Here is a 16,861-nt window from a genome sequence, read left to right as displayed (position 1 = left end):
ATGACCCACCGCATTCTGATCCTCGGCGGCACCACGGAAGCCCGGCAATTGGCCGGAAACCTGGCTGCGCGCGCGGATCTCTCCGTCACGCTGTCGCTGGCCGGTCGCACTGAAAACCCGATCGCGCAAAATGTGCCGACAAGGGTCGGCGGCTTTGGTGGTGCTGGCGGGCTGGCGGCCTATCTCAATGACATGCGGATCGACCTGCTGATCGATGCCACGCATCCTTATGCGGCGCGAATCTCCGCCAATGCCGCTCAAGCGGCACGCATGGCCGGGGCGCCGATCTTCGCTCTGCGCCGTCCCGGCTGGGAGTCTGTCGAGGGCGATCGCTGGACTGAAGCCGACACTGTCGGCGAGGCCGTGCAAGCGGTTGGAGCGGTGCCGCGCCGGGTCTTCCTGGCGCTCGGACGGCAAGAGGTCGCCGCATTCGAGGCGGCGCCCCAACACCATTATCTCATCCGCAGCGTCGACCCGGTCGAGCCGAAGCTGGCGGTGCCCGATGCCGATTATCTGCTGGCGCGCGGCCCGTTTCGCCAGACGGACGAACGCGTCTTGCTCGGAAACCATCGCATCGATGTCGTCGTGTCCAAGAACAGCGGCGGCGAGGCGACCTACGGCAAGATTGCCGCCGCCAGGGCGCTTGGCATCGAGGTGGTCATGGTCCGCAGGCCGACCTTGCCGGACGTGCCTTCGGCTGAAACCGTCGAAGCGCTGGCCGCGATGGTCGATCATTTTGTCGAGCCCGCTGCCGAACGCGGCGTGTAGACCAGCGCCGGTCTGTCGCCGCGCTTGATGATGCGGGTTTCCGGCGAGCCGATGATGATGCAGGTCGCCATGTCGGCCTTCTGCGCGTCGACATCGGCCAGCAGGTAGACCTCGATGCGTTCGTCGGGACGGCCGGCGGCGCGGCCGAAAATGACAGGCGTGGTGCCGGGCAAGATCGCGGTCAAGCACTCGAAGGCGCGGCCCAACTGCCAGGGGCGCGCCTTGCTGATCGGGTTGTAGAGCGCAATGACGAAGCCGGCGCCGGCTGCCGCAAGGAGGCGCAGTTCGATCAGCTCCCACGGCTTCAGATTGTCGGACAGCGAAATGGCGCAGAAATCATGGCCGAGCGGCGCGCCGATACGGGCGGCAACGGCGAGCATTGCAGTGATGCCGGGCACGACCACGACATCGACCGCGCGCCATTCGGCCGGTCCGGCCTCGATCGCCTCGCAGACGGCGGCCGCCATGGCGAAGACGCCGGGATCGCCACCGGAAACGACGGCAACGTCATAGCCCTCGGCGGCCTTGATCAAGGCATCCTTGGAGCGGGCGAGTTCCTCGCGGTTGTCGGAGGCGACGCGGGTCTGATCCGGGCGCAGTTCCAGCCGGTCGAGATAGGGCTTGTAGCCATAGAAGAATTTCGCCTCGGCCACGGCGCGGTTGGCTTCAGGGGTGACCTGATCGGCATTGCCGGGCCCGAGGCCGATGACGGTGAGACGGCCGCTCATGCCTGCACTCCCAGCGCACCGGGCCGGCCGGACCAGCCGGCGACCAGCACGATGGCGAAATAGGGCGCCTTGTCGTCCTGCTTGTCGGCGAGCTTCATCGAAACGCTGCCGGTCATGGTGCCGCGCTCGACATAGACGGCGCGCGTCAGCTTGCCGGTGGCTTCCAGCGCGCGCCTGATCTTGGGCAGGTTGCGGCCGACCTTCATGATGACGGCGGCGTCGGTGTCAGCGAGGCGACGCGTCAGCTCGAACTCGCTCATTGTGCCGGGCAGGACGGTCAGTACATCGTCGCCCTGCACGATCGGCACACCGGTCTGCGACCAGCAGCCTGACATGGCGGTGACGCCGGGGATGACTTCCGTGGGAAAGCGATGGGCAAGGCGCACATGCAGATGCATGTAGGAACCGTAGAACAGCGGATCGCCCTCGGACAGGACGGCAACCATTCGGCCTGCTTCGAGGTGCTCGGCGACCTTTCCGGCCGACTCCTCATAGAAACCGGTGATCTGCGAGCGATAGTCGTCGTGATCCTTGTCGATTTCGGTGGTGACGGGATAGAGCAGCGGCAATTCCAGCATGTCAGGCCGGAAGCGCGTTTCGACGATGGCGCGCGCATTGCTGTTGTTGCCGCGCTTGGCGAAATAGGCGACGACATCGGCTTCGGCCAAGGCCCGCGCCGCCTTCAGCGTCAACAGTTCGGGGTCGCCGGGACCAGTGCCGACGCCGACGAGCTTGCCCCGTGAATTGGCATTGGGAAGCGCGTTCACAGGCCGGGCCTCGCCAGCGAATTGAGCGCGGCGGCGGTCATGGCGCTGCCGCCAAGCCGGCCACGCACAATGGCATAGGGCACGCCATAGGAATTCTCGGCCAGCGCATCCTTCGATTCGGCGGCACCGACGAAGCCGACCGGCATGCCGATGATGGCCGCCGGCTTCGGTGCGCCATCACGCAGCTTCTCCAGGAGATAGAAGAGTGCGGTCGGCGCGTTGCCGATGGCGACGACGGAGCCGGCCATGCGCTCGCCCCACAGGTCGATCGCCGCGGCCGAGCGGGTGTTGCCGATCGCCTTGGCGATGTCGTGCGTGCGCGGGTCGCGCAGCGTGCAGATCACCTCGTTGCCGGCCGGCAGCCGGGCACGCGTGACGCCATGCGAGACCATTTCAGCATCGCAGAAGATCGGCGCGCCGGCGGCAAGGGCCTTGCGCGCGGCGGCGACGAAATCAGGCGAGAAAACGAAATGGCTTGATGCCTCGACCTGGCCGCAGGCATGGATCATGCGGATGGCGACATCGGCCTCGGCTTCGGAGAAGCGCGACAGGTCAGCCTCGGCGCGGATGATGGCGAAGGAGCGCTCGTAGATCGCCGTGCCGTCGTGGATGTAGTCGTAGGCGGCCATGCTCATTTCCGTTTTTTAGTTTGGGCCTGTCGGTAAGCCTCGGCGATTGCTGCCGACCCGAGCCTTGTCAGGCAAGCGGCGGCGGTCTCGCCCTCAAATCGTGCACTGCGGATCACCGCCGCGACGCGGCTGAAGCCGCGCGCGGCGTCATAGCCCGGCCTGTAGCCGGCAGGAAGGGCCTTTGCCGTCGCGTTCACGACAAGTCCGGCTCCATTTTCGCCGCCGACGATCGTGAGCGCCGCCGGGCCGGGATGCGCGCAGCCCTTGGCGCAGCCGGAAATGTGCAGGGTGAAGTCGAGAATATCGGCGTTTTCAGCGGCAATCGTCTCGGCGATGTCGCGGGTGGCGATGCGCCCGGAGGCGCAGGCCGGTGTACCGGGGCAGGCGGCGATGCGGGTGCGCGGGTCGGCGGGGGAGGTGACGAAGCCGAGGGTGGCGGCGGTGTGCTGGAGGAGTTCGTTGGTGGCTGACGGCTGACCGAGGAAGAGCAAGGCACGGCCCGGGGCGAGGCGGATTTCAGTGGTGCCGTGGGCAAGGGCATTTTGGGTGAGGCTGATGATTTTGTCGGCTGGCATGCTGCCGTAGGGGGAGAGCGATGCCGAGCGCGAAAGCGTCGCCGGCCAAGGGGAAAAGGCCGATAGGTTTGCACGAGGCGCCCCCCTCTGTCCTGCCGGACCCGGCCCTCCGCTGTCGCTCCGGGCGTTCGTCGCTCGGAAAGCCAAGCAATTGGCTTTCCGTCCGCTGCGCTGACCACTCCTCACCCCCCACAAGTGGGGAGATCGGCAGTTTCGGCGCCGGCTTTCCCTCGTCAGCCATGGAAACTGGCGAAGGCGGGCGTGCATGAGCAATCTCCCCCTCGTGGGGGGAGATGTCCGGCAGGACAGAGGGGGCGCCTCGCGCAAACCTGCCAAGCATAGCCAACCCGCCGCCAAAGACACCAACTGCCTCTCGGACAAATCACGCGCATGGGCGTCGCGGCCCTTCTCAGCAACCATTCGGAGAGCAGCGACAGTGATATCGCGCGCTGCATCGTCCTCAACCGTCGCAAGCAGTTTCGGGCTTTGGCCGTCAACAGCGACAGATACAGTCCACAGAACGCCTTCGCCGCACTGCACCGCCTTCAGCCGCACATCGGCCGTCACCGCATCCATCGTCAGTTGTCCGCCGCCATCGACAATGACCGACACCTTCGGCCCAAGCCGCTGCGTCAGCCCAGCTTCTTCGACCGCCACCCTGATCCGCTCAGCCAGCGGCCGGGGATCGGCGATCTCCTGCGGATCGATGCCCGCCAGCGGCCCGGTCTCCACCGGCACGCCGGTGCGCACGGCAATGCCCAGCGCATCGACCTCCGCCGCCAGCAGTGCTGCGCTCTCCGCCGTCAGACCGCGTATCTGCAAGCTGCCGCGAGCGGTGACTTCCATGATGCCGTTGCCATGCCGCAGAGCGGATTCAGCTAACCCGATCAACAGCTTCGGCGTCAGCCCTCCAGCAACCGGATTGACCCGTACCAGCAGCCCATCACCCGTCAGCATCGGCGCCGACAAGGCCGGACAGGCGCCGCGACGTGAGAAGGCGTTCATGCCGCCACTCCCAGCGCCTCGGCCTCGGCAATCAGCGCGGCGAGATCGTCGTCAATGGAATTGCGCAAGGGATGCCAGAGGCCACGCCGGCGGGCCGACAGGAAGCGCTCGGCAATGACCTTCGCCGCCGACGGATTCTCTCGCAGGATGAAGGCGCGAACTTCCGCGTCGCCGACATAGGCATCATGCACGGCTTCGATCAGCGCGCCTGAAATAGCATGGGTGGTCTCGGCGAAGCCGACCAGCCGGTCGACCGTTTCGGCGAATTCGGAGGCGCCGCGCGGGCCGTGCCGCATCTGGCCTGATATGAAGCGCGCATTGATGGCGCGGGCGCGCACCACCCGCGACACCGCCTCACTGACCGAGCGTGGCTTTGGCTTTTGTGGGTCCGTCGTGTCGAGCACGATGACATCGGCATTCCGGCCAAGGGCGGCAAGTGCTGCCGAAAAACCGCCGATGAAGGCGACGTCGGCGGAGCCTTCAAGAATGTCGCGGCCGGGGTCGTCGCCGGTGTGGACGAGAAGATCGGCCTCGGCGATGCGGGTTTCGAAAGCACCGGGCGCGGAGATGCCTACGCCCTCGGCGCCGCCATAGGCATGCGAGGTGGCGTCGAGATAGGCGCGGCCGATCTCTTCGCGCGCACCCCAGTCGCCGCTCGACAACAAATCCTCGACGCCGGCGCCGTAAGTGCCGGGCGAGGTGCCGAAGATGCGCGGGCTGATCTTGCCATCCGCACGGGTCCGGGCTGCGAGCGGGTTCTCCGAATCCTCCTCGTCGCGGGCGGCGACAGCGTTGGCGGCGGCGTCGATCAGCGCGATCTGCGTCGGGAACATGTCGCGGAACAGGCCCGATATGCGCCAGGTGACGTCGACGCGCGGGCGACCGAGCATGGCCGGCGGCAGCACTTCGATGCCGGTGATGCGGCCGGTGGCGGCATCCCATTGTGGCCGGCAGCCCATCAGCGCCAGACCTTGCGCGATCTCCTCGCCGCCGGTGCGCAGTGAGGCCGAGCCCCAGAGATCGATGACCAGCGAGCGCGGCCAGTCGCCATGCGACTGGAGGTAGCTGCGCACCACTTCTTCCGCCGCCGCCCTGCCCAGATCGTAGGCGGTCGGCGTCGGCATGGTGCGTGGGTCCGAGGTGAACAGATTGCGGCCGGTGGGCAGCACGTCGGACCGGCCCCGCGCTGGCGCGCCGGCCGGACCGGCCTTGACGTGGCGGCCATCGAGCGCGGCAAGCAGCGCCGACCTTTCAGCCTCTGCACTCTGGCGGCGCATGGTATCGGGCTCGTCTTCAGCCGCCCGGCCATAGATGTGCAGGCCATCCTTGATGGCGAAGTCCTTGAGGTCGCAGAGCCAGGCGTCGATGCGGCGCAGCGCCTCGTCGGGCGCATCGGTCCTGGCGACACCGGCTTCGGCGGCGAGACCAGTCTTTTGCGCGGTGTCGACGATCAGCTTTGCCAGGCGGTCGCGGCGGCGGCGGTCGAGCCCGTCGGCCTGGGCGTATTCGTCAACCAGGCGCTCGAGTTTGTGCTGGTTCTCGTCCAGTCCGGCGCCGGTCAGCGGCGGCGGCAGATGGCCGAGGGTGACGGCTGCGATGCGCCGCTTGGCCTGCGCCGCTTCGCCTGGGTTGGAGACGATGAAGGGGTAGATGACGGGCAAGGGACCGGTGACGATCTCGGGGAAGCAGCTTTGCGACAGCGCGACGGTCTTGCCGGGCAGCCATTCCAGCGTGCCGTGGGCGCCGACATGGATCAGGGCGTGGACGCCGAGCGACTTGCGCAGCCACAGGCCGAAGGCGAGCAGGGCATGGCGCGGCGGCAGGGTCGGGTCGTGGTAGTCGGTGCGGCGGTCGGCCGAGCGGCCGCGATCGGGGGCCAGCGCCACGGTGATGTTGCCGAAGGTCGCGGTGCGGAAGGGGAAGTGCTGTTTGCTTGATGGTGAGGGTTGGCGCGAGGCGCCCCCTCTGTCCTGCCGGATCCGGCCCTTCGCTGTCGCTCCGGGCGTTCGTTGCTCGGAAAGCCAAGCAATTGGCTTTCCGTCCGCTGCGCGGACCGCTCCTCACCCCCCCACAAGGGGGAGATTGGCAGTTTGGGCGCCGGCACCCTTCCTGCAACGTTTGAGATTGGCGAGGGCGGTGATGACGGCGTGATCTCCCCCTTGAGGGGGAGATGTCCGGCAGGACAGAGAGGGGGGCCTCGCGCAAACCTGTCTCTTCTGCCTTGCCCCAAGCGGCTTCTACTGCGGCAATTGCCGCTGTCGGCAACTCGGCAGAAAAGTCGAGATAATCGTCCAACCCCAGCCCATCATCGCCCCGCTCCAGCATCTCCAGCAACCCACGCGGCGATTGCGGAATCCCCTCAACGCCATAGCCCTGTTCCTTCAGGTCATGCAGCATTGCCAGCACACTCGACGGCACGTCGAGGCCGACGGCATATCCCGTGCGGCCAGGCGCACTTGGGTAATCCGGGATCAGGATAGCCAGCTTGCGCTCTGCGCGCGGAGTCTCCTGCAGTTTGATGAACGCCTCCACACGGTCCGCCACCTGCGCCACGCGATCCGGTTCCGGCCGGTTGGCGAAAGCACGGTGGCCAAGTGCCGGATCGACATCGCTTTCGCCCTTGAAGGAAATGGCGCCAGCGAGGATGCGGCCGTCCAACTCGGGCAGCACGACATGCATGGCAAGGTCGGCGGGCGCCAGGCCGCGCTGGTTGTTTTCCCAGACGTCGCGGCGGGTGGTGGCGACGATGACCTGGAAGACCGGCACGCCGGCGCGGTCGAACAGGGTTTCGACGCCGGGCTCAGCACCGGAGGCGAAGGCGGTCGCGGTGATGATGGCGGCGGGTTTAAGTGCGGCCAGTGCAGTTTCGACGAAGGCGAGGGAGATCGGGTCTTTCAGGCTGGAGACGAAGATGGGGACCGGGAGCATGCCGCGCTGGCGCAGTGTTTCAAAAAGGGCGTCGATCGGTGCGACATCGGCGGCGAGCAGCATCGAGCGGTAGAACAGGATGGGAATGACGGGAGCGGCGTTTCCCTCCCCCTCGAGGGGAGGGTGGCCCGCAGGGCCGGGTGGGGTCGGTACGACCGGGTGTGGCGTTTCTTTGAGTCGGCGCGTTTCGGAGAGGACCCCACCCCCGGCCTGCGGCCGGACCCTCCCCTCGAGGGGGAGGGGGACGACGCCGCGGCTTGGCTCGTAGTAGCCGGCCTTTGGCACTGCCACCGGCTCCACAACGGCAGTATCCCGTCCAGCCAAACTGGCCAGCCTCTGCACCAGCGCATTCATATTCGCCAGACCGCCCTCGCGGAAATAGCCGAGCAGGCTATCCAATTCCTGGCGCGGCAGCGTCGAGGCTTCGATCAGCCTGAGGTCCTCGTCATGGCTCTCACCTGGCAGCAGCGCGAGCTTTATGCCGCGTTCGCGGGCGATCGTGGCCAGCTGGTCGCAGCCATAGCGCCACCAGTCGTAGCCGCCGAGGATGCGCACCAGGATGATCTTGGCATGGCGGGCGACGCTGTCGATCCAGAGGTCGACGGACATGGGATGGCGCAGGTCGCGCAGAGCGGCCAGCCTCATCGAGGGCAACCGGCCGGCGTTGGCCTTCCACGCGGCCGCCAGGCCGGCGAGGTCGCTGTCGGTGAAGGACAAGGCCACGATATCCGCCGGCGTCTGCCGCAGATCGACCGGCTCGGCGAGATCGTCGAGCGAGGCGGAGGTCGTGGTGAGGATATGCATCGCGGCCCGTGTCTGAAATCAGCCGGCGAGTATACGCTCGATCGCGGGGCGGTTCAGCCCCTTCAGGCCGATCACGACGAGGCGCGAGCGTCGGTCGTCCTCGGCGGTCCAGGCGCGATCGTAGTAGTGGTTGACGCGCGGGCCGACGGCCTGCAGCAGGAGCCGCATCGGCTTGCCGCCGACCTCGACGAAGCCTTTCACGCGCAACACGTTTTCCTGTTCGGCGGCGGTGGCGACGCGCTTTGCCAACTCGTCCGGATTGGCGATCGAGGCAATGTCGACGATGAAGGTGTCGAAGTCGTCATGCTCATGGTCGAAGGCGCCGTCATGATGGGATTTGCGGTTTTCGATGTCGTCCTCGACGGCGAGACCGAGTCCGAGCAGTACGGAAGGATCGACCTTGCCGTGTGCTGTCGGCACGATCTTCACGGCACGGGCGGAATGTTCGCCAATGATGGCGTTGGCGCGGGCCGAGCCGGCGGCATCCATCAGGTCGCTCTTCGACAGGATGATCAAATCGGCGCAAGCGATCTGATCCTCGAACACTTCCTCGACCGGGTCGTCATGGTCGAGGCTGTCATCCTGCGCGCGCTGCGCCTGCAGCGCGTCCATATCGTTGGCGACGCGGCCTTCGGCAAGTGCGGGACCATCGACCACGGCGATGACGCCGTCGACCGTCACGCGGCTCTTCACCGTCGGCCACTGAAAAGCCTGGACCAGTGGCTTGGGCAGAGCGAGGCCTGAGGTTTCGATCAGGATGTGGTCGACTTTCGGCGTCAGCGACAGGATTTGATCGAGCGCCGGCACGAAATCGTCGGCGACGGTGCAGCAGATGCAGCCATTGGCCAGTTCGACGATGTTTTCCTCCGGGCAGGTGTCGATGCCGCAGCCCTTCAAAATCTCGCCGTCGATACCGATGTCGCCGAACTCGTTGACGATGATGGCAATGCGCTTGCCGCCGGCGTTTTCCAGGAGATGGCGGACCAGCGTCGTCTTGCCGGCGCCGAGGAAGCCGGTGACGACGGTGCAGGGGACGCGGGAGACGGAAGCGCTCATGATCAATCCTTCAACAGGTCGAGAGGTGGAATGCGGGCAACGAGGCCGCGCTTGAGGGAATCAGGCCGGCCGCGCCATGGAATGAGGCCGTCCGTCGAGGTGGCGAAGAGCTTTGCGCCGGTGACGAGGTCGGCGCCGCTGGTCGCGGTCAGGTCGCCGAACACATAGCTCCAGCAGCCGTCGCGCAGGATCGCCGCACTGAGGCGGCGCTTGCAATTGCCGAGGCATTCGACCGTGCGCACGCGGATATGGTCGTCAGACGCTGCACGGCGCATGTCTTCAGCCAGCAGTTCGCCGGCGCGAGGATGGGCGTCGGAGCCGGTCTCGTCACGGCAGGAGGCGCAGACGATGACCGTGATGCCGGCCAAGGCATCGCCGTCGGCGGACGAATTGTCCGCTTTGCCAGCCGAAAAACTGCTGTTCTGGTCCAAAAAGCCGGGCTCCTTGCCCGGAAACCCGCCAGGCGATCGGATTCTTTTGTCGCAGACGGCAGGTCTCCTGGCTCGCGGGTCATCGCCTTGGGTGCCGCCTTCCCGGGAAACTCCCAGTGGCTTTCGGCCTTGGCTCTTCGCTTACAGTTGCGGGGACAGCCGCGGATTTGAGATTTTCATCCCGCACCGCATTCCCTCTTAGCCCCTGCCGTTGCGGGCAAGGGACCGTCTGAACCGGATTTAGGCTTTTGCAGGCAGTGGTGTCAACGCGCGGCTACGACATGGCTATGTCGGCCAGCGCCGGGCCCAGATCGCCGGCCGGCGTCACTTCCATGCGTTCAAGGCCGAGCCAGCCCTGCATCTGCTTCAGTTCCTCAAAGAGCTGCGCAGCGGTTTCAGGCGGTGCGTTGGGCTCGGGGTAGGCGGCATGGACGCGCAGGACGCTGGCTGGCCGGTCTGCCTTGAGGTCGACGCGCGCCACGATCCGGTCGCCGAGCAGGAACGGCAGGACGTAGTAGCCGTACTGCCGCTTTTCGGCCGGTGTGTAGATCTCGATGCGGTAATGGAAATCGAACAGCCGCTCCGACCGCGACCGTTCGAAAACGACCGGGTCGAACGGCGCCAGCAAGGCGCGGGCCTCGATTTTGCGGGGCAAACGGGCATCCTTATGGAGGTAAGCCGGCTTGTCCCAGCCTTCGACCCGCACCGGCACCAGTTCGCCAGTCTCGACCAGTTCCTCCAAACGCCCCTTCATGTCGGCCGGCGACAGGCGGAAATAGTCGCGCAAATCGCTTGATGTCGCCACGCCATGGGCGCGGGCGGAAATGCGCAGCAATTCGCGATGCGCGTCCTCGGCTGATGGCACCGGCAGGTCGAGGATCGCCTGCGGCAGCACGCGTTCGGGCAAATCATAGAAGCGCTCGAAGCCGCGGCGATGCGCCGTGGTGATGCGCCCGGCCCAGAACAGCCATTCGAAGGCGTGCTTGGCATGGCTCCAGCCCCACCAGCCGCCTGAACCCTTTTGGCCCTCGAGCGCCGAAGCGGCGATCGGACCGCGCGCTACGACCTCGCGATAAATGTCTTCTATATAGGCGGCATGCTCTCGGCCCCATTTGGCCAGCCCCAGATACATCTCGTCGCCCTGCTCGGCGCGCTGCATGCGCCAGCGCATCAGCGGATAGGTCTCGACCGGCAGGAACGAGGCCTCGTGCGCCCAGTATTCGAACACAATGCGCTTGCGCGTCACGGCGGCATTGTCGAGCAAAGCGAGCGGGTAGGGGCCGAGCCGCGAATAGAGCGGCATATAATGCGCGCGCACCACCGCGCTGACGGAATCGATCTGCAGCAGACCCGTGCGCGAGAGCACGCGGGCGAAGTGGCGGCGGTCGGGCGTGCCATTCGGGCGCGGATCGAGAAACCCCTGGGCGGCGAGCGCTATGCGCCGGGCGGTGGCAAGCGAGATCTTTTCCTTCATGCAGCTGTCACTCTAAGGGCGTCCAGGTCGAGAGTCCGATGGGTGATTCCGGCCCATGCTAGCAGGGTTTTGGCGGCAACCTTGTCAAGAGAGAAAAGTGGAGTGAAAAGCGAAGGAAATCAAACAGGAGCGGATCGGACCAGTTTCTTCGGATATGCCGTCCAGGTCGGCGTTTTGAACAAGGTTTGACTTGCTTCGCTGGAAGTGCTGCGCTAACCCTCGCCGCGTTGCAGCATAGGCCCCTTAAAACGGTTCAGCGGTTAATCTGTCACGCTTCCGCATTAAGGTCCGGTGCTGTAATCAAAGTGGATTGGCGCCAACGGAAAGCCGCTGCATGAACGCACTCCTCAGTTCGTACCTGCCCATCGTCCTGTTCATCGGCGTGGCGCTGGTCGTCGGCCTGGCGCTGCTGGCCGCACCGTTCCTGGTGGCTTACCGCAATCCCGATCCGGAAAAGCTTTCCGCCTACGAGTGCGGTTTCAATTCGTTCGACGACGCCCGCATGAAATTCGACATCCGCTTCTACCTGGTGTCGATCCTGTTCATCATCTTCGATCTCGAAGTGGCCTTCCTGTTTCCCTGGGCCGTCTCCTTCTCGAAGATTGGCATGCTCGGCTTCTGGTCGATGATGGTGTTTTTGGCAGTGCTGACCATCGGCTTTGCCTATGAATGGAAAAAAGGAGCGCTGGAATGGGATTGAACGACAGTTCAGGCACCCTCGTCGCGCCGAAGCCGAAGGGTATCATCGATCCCAACACCGGCAGGCCGGTGGGGGAGGACGATCCCTTCTTCCTCGAAATCAACAATGAGCTTGCCGACAAGGGTTTTCTGGTCACCTCGACCGAGGCGCTGATCACTTGGGCGCGCTCGGGCTCGCTGATGTTCATGACCTTCGGCCTGGCCTGCTGCGCCGTCGAGATGATCCACACCTCGATGCCGCGCTACGACTCGGAGCGCTTCGGCGTCGCGCCGCGCGCGTCGCCGCGCCAGTCCGACATCATGATCGTCGCCGGCACGCTGACCAACAAGATGGCGCCGGCGCTGCGCAAGGTCTACGACCAGATGCCGGAGCCGCGCTACGTCATCTCGATGGGCTCCTGCGCCAATGGCGGCGGCTATTACCACTATTCCTATTCGGTGGTGCGCGGCTGCGACCGCGTCGTGCCGGTCGACATCTATGTGCCCGGCTGCCCGCCGAGCGCCGAAGCTTTGCTCTACGGCATTCTTCTCCTGCAGAAGAAGATTCGCCGCACCGGCACGATCGAACGGTAAATCCATGGCCGCATCCCTTAGCGAACTGTCGACCTATCTCGGCGAGAAGCTGATCGGCCGCGTCACTGACGCGGCGATCGCCTATGGCGAGCTGACCATTCATGTCGAGACGCGCGATCTGGTCGAGGTGATGACCTTCCTGCGCGACGATGCGCGCTGCCAGTTCATCTCGATCATCGATGTCTGCGGCGCCGATTATCCGTCGCGCGCCAAGCGCTTCGACGTCGTCTATCACCTGTTGTCGCCGAAACAGAATGTGCGCATCCGCGTCAAGGTGCAGGCCGACGAGGAGACGATGGTGCCGTCGATCACCGGCGTCTATCCCGGTGCCGACTGGTTCGAGCGCGAGACCTACGATCTCTATGGCGTGCTGTTCTCCGGCCATCCCGACCTGCGCCGCCTGCTGACCGATTACGGCTTCGAAGGCCATCCGCTGCGCAAGGATTTCCCGCTCACCGGCTTCGTCGAAGTGCGTTACGACGACGAAGCCAAGCGCGTCATCTACGAGCCGGTGGAACTCAAGCAGGAATTCCGCAATTTCGATTTTCTTTCCCCTTGGGAAGGCACGGACTATGTGCTGCCCGGGGACGAAAAAGCCAAGACGAATTGAGGCGCCAGAATGGCTGAAACCTCCGTCCGCAATTTCAACATCAATTTCGGGCCGCAACACCCTGCGGCGCACGGCGTTTTGCGCCTCGTGCTGGAGCTCGACGGCGAAGTCGTCGATCGCGTCGATCCGCATATCGGCCTGCTGCATCGCGGCACCGAAAAAGCTGATCGAGGCAAAAACCTATCTGCAGGCGGTGCCTTATCTCGACCGGCTCGACTATTGCGCGCCGATGAACCAGGAGCACGCCTTCGCGCTTGCCGCCGAGCGCCTGCTCGGCATCGAGGTGCCGAGGCGCGGCCAGCTGATCCGCGTGCTTTATTGCGAAATCGGCCGCATCATGTCGCACATCCTCAATGTGACGACGCAGGCGATGGATGTCGGCGCGCTGACGCCGCCGCTGTGGGGCTTCGTCGAGCGCGAAAAGCTGATGGTGTTTTATGAGCGCGCCTCCGGATCGCGCATGCATGCCGCCTATTTCCGCCCCGGCGGCGTCCACCAGGATCTGCCGCGCCAGCTGGTCGAGGACATCGGCAAGTGGATCGACCCGTTCCTGAAGTCGATCGACGACCTCGATCGTCTGCTGACCGGCAACCGCATCTTCAAGCAGCGCAATGTCGATATCGGCATCGTCTCATTGGCCGATGCCTGGGCCTGGGGCTTTTCCGGCGTCATGGTGCGCGGTTCGGGGGCGCCTTGGGACCTGCGCAAGTCGCAGCCCTATGAATGCTATTCGGAAATGGATTTCGACATCCCGATCGGCAAGAACGGCGACTGCTACGACCGTTACCTCGTGCGCATGGAAGAGATGCGCCAGTCGGCACGGATCATGCGCCAGTGCGTCGATCTCTTGCTCGGCAAGGAAAGCACCGGCCCGGTGTCCAATCTCGATGGTAAGGTGGTGCCGCCGAAGCGCCAGGCAATGAAGCGGTCGATGGAAGCGCTCATCCATCACTTCAAGCTCTACACCGAGGGCTACCGTGTGCCGGCCGGCGAGGTCTATGCGGCCGTCGAGGCGCCGAAGGGCGAATTCGGCGTCTATCTGGTCTCCGACGGCTCGAACAAGCCGTACCGCTGCAAGCTGCGCGCTCCCGGTTTCGCGCATCTGCAAGCCATGGATTTCCTCTGCCGCGGCCACATGCTGGCCGACGTCACCGCCGTTCTCGGCTCCCTCGACATCGTGTTTGGTGAGGTCGATCGCTAAATGTCAGTCCGCCGTCTCGCAGAAGCCAGCGTCCAGCCAGCCTCCTTCGCCTTCAACCGGGCGAATGCGGCCGCGGCTAAGCAATGGATCAAGAAGTACCCGAAAGGCCGCGAGCAGTCGGCGATCATTCCCTTGCTGATGATCGCGCAGGAGCAGGAAGGCTGGGTCACCAAGGCGGCGATCGAGACGATCTCGGACATGCTCGGCATGCCGCGCATCCGCGGGCTCGAAGTCGCGACCTTCTACACGCAATACCAGCTCAATCCGGTCGGCACTCGCGCCCACATCCAGGTCTGCGGCACCACGCCCTGCATGCTGCGCGGTTCGGAAGCGCTGATGGATGTCTGCCGCTCGAAGATCCATCACGACCAATTCCACACCAACGACAAGGGCACCTTGTCTTGGGAAGAGGTCGAGTGTCTCGGCGCCTGCGTCAATGCGCCGATGGTCATGGTGTTCAAGGATACGTTCGAGGACCTGACGCCGGAACGGCTGGCTGAAATCATCGATCTCTATGATGCGGGCAAGGGCGCCTCGGTGGCGCCGGGACCGCAGAATGGCCGCACCGGCTCGGAGCCGGCCTCCGGCCTGACGACGCTGAAGAGCGAAAAGGCGATCCTGAAGTCGACCCGCGACAAGGAAGCCAAGGCGGCGACCAAGGCGGCCAAGGATGCGGCCGCTACTGCTCCGGCCCCGGCTGCTCCTGCAGCGCAAGCACCTGCTGCTGCCGCTCCTGTCGCGCCGTCCAATGCCAGCAAGCCGAAGACCGATGCGCCTGAAACCAGCCCGGCCCTGAAGACGCCCTCGGCCACCAAGGTGGCGCCGGCGGTGGAGACGGCGGCGAGCGTTTCGGCACCGCCGCATTCGGCCGCCAACGCCAATACGGCGGCGCCGGAAGTCGAGCAGGTCTCCAAGCAGCGCAACGGGCCGACGGCAAAGGCCGAACCGGTCACTGCCTTCAAGGCGCCGGAAGCCAAGACGCCGGCGGCAAAGCCGGCGAAACCGTCGCTGGAGGACAAGAACCGCCCGGCCGGTATCGACAGGCCGGCCGCGGTCGACGATCTCAAGCTGATCTCCGGCGTCGGCCCGAAGATCGAGGGCGTCCTGCATACGCTGGGCATCTTCACTTTCGCGCAGGTCGCGTCGTGGAAGAAGGCCGAGCGCGATTGGGTGGACGGGTATCTTTCCTTCCACGGCCGCATCGAGCGCGACGACTGGGTCAAGCAGGCCAAGGCGCTCGCCAAGGGCGGCGTCGCCGAATACATCCGCGTTTTCGGCAAGAAGCCGGTCTGAGAGACGAAAAATGCTTCAGGACAAAGACCGCATCTTCACCAACATCTACGGCCTGTTCGACAAGTCGCTGGCCGGCGCCATGGCACGCGGCGCCTGGGACAACACGCCCGGCATCGTTGCCAAGGGGCGCGAATGGATCGTCAACGAGATGAAGGCGTCTGGCCTGCGCGGCCGTGGCGGCGCCGGCTTCCCGACTGGGCTGAAATGGTCGTTCATGCCCAAGCAGAGCGACGGCCGGCCGAGCTATCTGGTCATCAATGCCGACGAATCCGAGCCCGGCACCTGCAAGGACCGCGACATCCTGCGCAACGACCCGCACACGCTGGTCGAAGGCGCGTTGCTCGCTGGCTTTGCCATGGGCGCGATTGCCGCCTACATCTATGTGCGCGGCGAGTTCATCAGGGAGCGCGAGGCGCTGCAGCGCGCCATCGAGGAGGCCTATGAGGCCAAGCTGATCGGCAAGGGCAACACTTCAGGCTACGATTTCGACGTCTACATGCATCACGGCGCCGGCGCCTATATCTGCGGCGAAGAGACCGCACTGCTGGAAAGCCTCGAAGGCAAGAAGGGCCAGCCGAGGCTGAAGCCGCCATTCCCGGCCAATGTCGGCTTGTACGGTTGTCCGACAACCGTGAACAACGTCGAATCGATCGCGGTGGCGCCGACCATCCTGCGCCGCGGCGCGGCCTGGTTCTCGTCCTTTGGCCGGCCCAACAATGTCGGCACCAAGCTGTTCTGCGTCTCCGGCCACGTCAACAATCCGTGCACCGTCGAAGAGGCGATGTCGATCCCGTTCCGCGAGCTCATCGAAACGCATTGCGGCGGCATCCGAGGCGGCTGGGACAATCTGCTGGCGGTCATTCCGGGCGGCGCCTCGGTGCCGCTGGTGCCGGCCGAGCAGATCATCGACACGCCGATGGATTTCGACGCGCTGCGCGACCTCAAATCCGGCCTCGGCACGGCGGCCGTCATCGTCATGGACAAGTCGACCGACGTCGTGAAGGCGATTGCCCGGTTGTCCTACTTCTACAAGCATGAGAGCTGCGGCCAATGCACGCCGTGCCGCGAAGGCACCGGCTGGATGTGGCGGGTGATGGAGCGGCTGGTGCGCGGCGAGGCGCAGAAGCGCGAGATCGACATGCTGCTCGACGTCACCAAGCAGGTCGAGGGCCACACGATCTGCGCGCTGGGCGACGCCGCGGCATGGCCGATCCAGGGCCTGATGCGGCATTTCCGCGGCGAGGTGGAGCGCCGCATCGACGAGTTTTCGCGCAACGCGCACCGCGCCGAACCGGTGATGGTGGCGGCGGAATAGACGAA

Annotated in this window: 12 protein-coding genes, 4 pseudogenes and 1 riboswitch; of the genes and pseudogenes, 7 read left to right on the top strand and 9 right to left on the bottom strand. The window is 65.3% G+C overall.

Translation table 11 applies throughout. The features are described 5' to 3' along the window. Nucleotides 1-768, top strand: coding sequence for a cobalt-precorrin-6A reductase (locus HB778_RS00510; RefSeq protein WP_183460586.1), 768 nt, complete (start codon nt 1-3; stop codon nt 766-768). Here HB778_RS00510 and HB778_RS00505 read toward each other — a convergent pair. From HB778_RS00505 to HB778_RS00470, 9 genes and pseudogenes are all read right to left on the bottom strand, one after another. Beyond that, on the bottom strand, nt 732-1,496 hold the full coding sequence (locus HB778_RS00505; RefSeq protein ID WP_183460584.1) for a precorrin-3B C(17)-methyltransferase: 765 nt from the start codon (nt 1,494-1,496) through the stop codon (nt 732-734). The two genes, HB778_RS00510 and HB778_RS00505, sit on opposite strands and share 37 nt — an antisense overlap. Then, nucleotides 1,493-2,263: a precorrin-2 C(20)-methyltransferase gene (locus HB778_RS00500; RefSeq protein WP_183460582.1), complete on the bottom strand. Its 771-nt coding sequence runs from the start codon at nt 2,261-2,263 to the stop codon at nt 1,493-1,495. The genes HB778_RS00505 and HB778_RS00500 overlap by 4 nt, the downstream gene beginning before the upstream one ends. Next, nucleotides 2,260-2,892 carry a precorrin-8X methylmutase gene (locus HB778_RS00495; RefSeq protein ID WP_096447192.1) on the bottom strand — a complete coding sequence of 211 codons (633 nt, stop codon included), beginning with the start codon at nt 2,890-2,892 and terminating at the stop codon, nt 2,260-2,262. Before HB778_RS00495 ends, HB778_RS00500 begins: the two co-directional genes overlap by 4 nt. A gap of 2 nt (nt 2,893-2,894) precedes the next feature. Further along, a pseudogene (locus HB778_RS43380) lies at nt 2,895-3,570 on the bottom strand (precorrin-3B synthase); the annotation flags it as partial. A 305-nt stretch (nt 3,571-3,875) separates the two neighbouring features. Further along, nucleotides 3,876-4,424 (bottom strand): annotated as a pseudogene (locus HB778_RS43375) (precorrin-3B synthase); the annotation flags it as partial. Between the two features lie 44 nt (nt 4,425-4,468). Next, a pseudogene (locus tag HB778_RS00485) lies at nt 4,469-8,204 on the bottom strand (cobaltochelatase subunit CobN). A gap of 18 nt (nt 8,205-8,222) precedes the next feature. After that, nucleotides 8,223-9,260 carry a cobalamin biosynthesis protein CobW gene (gene cobW, locus HB778_RS00480; RefSeq protein ID WP_183460580.1) on the bottom strand — a complete coding sequence of 346 codons (1,038 nt, stop codon included), beginning with the start codon at nt 9,258-9,260 and terminating at the stop codon, nt 8,223-8,225. 2 nt (nt 9,261-9,262) lie between these two features. Then, nucleotides 9,263-9,691 (bottom strand): DUF1636 family protein, encoded by a 429-nt coding sequence (locus HB778_RS00475; RefSeq protein WP_183460578.1) that lies wholly within the window; start codon nt 9,689-9,691, stop codon nt 9,263-9,265. 40 nt (nt 9,692-9,731) lie between these two features. After that, nucleotides 9,732-9,936: riboswitch (cobalamin riboswitch) on the bottom strand. Nucleotides 9,937-9,965: 29 nt separating this feature from the next. After that, nucleotides 9,966-11,165, bottom strand: coding sequence for a winged helix-turn-helix domain-containing protein (locus HB778_RS00470; protein ID WP_183460576.1), 1,200 nt, complete (start codon nt 11,163-11,165; stop codon nt 9,966-9,968). Nucleotides 11,166-11,499: 334 nt separating this feature from the next. On the opposite strand from HB778_RS00470, the gene HB778_RS00465 reads away from it, so the two are divergent. From HB778_RS00465 to nuoF, 6 genes and pseudogenes are all read left to right on the top strand, one after another. Then, entirely contained in the window at nt 11,500-11,865 is a 366-nt protein-coding gene (locus HB778_RS00465) for an NADH-quinone oxidoreductase subunit A (RefSeq protein ID WP_010910112.1), read from the top strand. Further along, nucleotides 11,856-12,437: a NuoB/complex I 20 kDa subunit family protein gene (locus HB778_RS00460; protein WP_015317338.1), complete on the top strand. Its 582-nt coding sequence runs from the start codon at nt 11,856-11,858 to the stop codon at nt 12,435-12,437. The genes HB778_RS00465 and HB778_RS00460 overlap by 10 nt, the downstream gene beginning before the upstream one ends. 4 nt (nt 12,438-12,441) lie before the next feature. Continuing rightward, nucleotides 12,442-13,047, top strand: coding sequence for an NADH-quinone oxidoreductase subunit C (locus HB778_RS00455; RefSeq protein ID WP_183460574.1), 606 nt, complete (start codon nt 12,442-12,444; stop codon nt 13,045-13,047). Between the two features lie 9 nt (nt 13,048-13,056). Then, nucleotides 13,057-14,248 (top strand): annotated as a pseudogene (locus tag HB778_RS00450) (NADH-quinone oxidoreductase subunit D). Then, nucleotides 14,249-15,541: an NADH-quinone oxidoreductase subunit E gene (locus HB778_RS00445; RefSeq protein WP_183460572.1), complete on the top strand. Its 1,293-nt coding sequence runs from the start codon at nt 14,249-14,251 to the stop codon at nt 15,539-15,541. Between the two features lie 10 nt (nt 15,542-15,551). Then, the gene (gene nuoF, locus HB778_RS00440; protein ID WP_183460571.1) at nt 15,552-16,856 is read left to right on the top strand and encodes an NADH-quinone oxidoreductase subunit NuoF; all 1,305 of its coding nucleotides are present in this window, start codon (nt 15,552-15,554) and stop codon (nt 16,854-16,856) included. Nucleotides 16,857-16,861: the final 5 nt, after the last annotated feature.

It is taken from the genome of Mesorhizobium huakuii (assembly GCF_014189455.1).
In the GTDB taxonomy this organism is placed as follows: Bacteria; Pseudomonadota; Alphaproteobacteria; order Rhizobiales; family Rhizobiaceae; genus Mesorhizobium; species Mesorhizobium huakuii_A.
Note: the sequence above shows the minus strand (reverse complement) of the source record. Positions and strands in the feature narration are given on the sequence as shown.

What these genes read in the sequence shown, in the direction of transcription:
- HB778_RS00510 (WP_183460586.1), top strand. Translation starts at nt 1, where the DNA reads ATGACCCACCGCATTCTGATCCTCGGCGGCACCACGGAAGCCCGGCAA.
- HB778_RS00505 (WP_183460584.1), bottom strand. Translation starts at nt 1,496, where the DNA reads ATGAGCGGCCGTCTCACCGTCATCGGCCTCGGGCCCGGCAATGCCGAT.
- HB778_RS00495 (WP_096447192.1), bottom strand. Translation starts at nt 2,892, where the DNA reads ATGGCCGCCTACGACTACATCCACGACGGCACGGCGATCTACGAGCGC.
- cobW (WP_183460580.1), bottom strand. Translation starts at nt 9,260, where the DNA reads ATGAGCGCTTCCGTCTCCCGCGTCCCCTGCACCGTCGTCACCGGCTTC.
- HB778_RS00470 (WP_183460576.1), bottom strand. Translation starts at nt 11,165, where the DNA reads ATGAAGGAAAAGATCTCGCTTGCCACCGCCCGGCGCATAGCGCTCGCC.
- HB778_RS00465 (WP_010910112.1), top strand. Translation starts at nt 11,500, where the DNA reads ATGAACGCACTCCTCAGTTCGTACCTGCCCATCGTCCTGTTCATCGGC.
- HB778_RS00460 (WP_015317338.1), top strand. Translation starts at nt 11,856, where the DNA reads ATGGGATTGAACGACAGTTCAGGCACCCTCGTCGCGCCGAAGCCGAAG.
- HB778_RS00455 (WP_183460574.1), top strand. Translation starts at nt 12,442, where the DNA reads ATGGCCGCATCCCTTAGCGAACTGTCGACCTATCTCGGCGAGAAGCTG.
- HB778_RS00445 (WP_183460572.1), top strand. Translation starts at nt 14,249, where the DNA reads ATGTCAGTCCGCCGTCTCGCAGAAGCCAGCGTCCAGCCAGCCTCCTTC.
- nuoF (WP_183460571.1), top strand. Translation starts at nt 15,552, where the DNA reads ATGCTTCAGGACAAAGACCGCATCTTCACCAACATCTACGGCCTGTTC.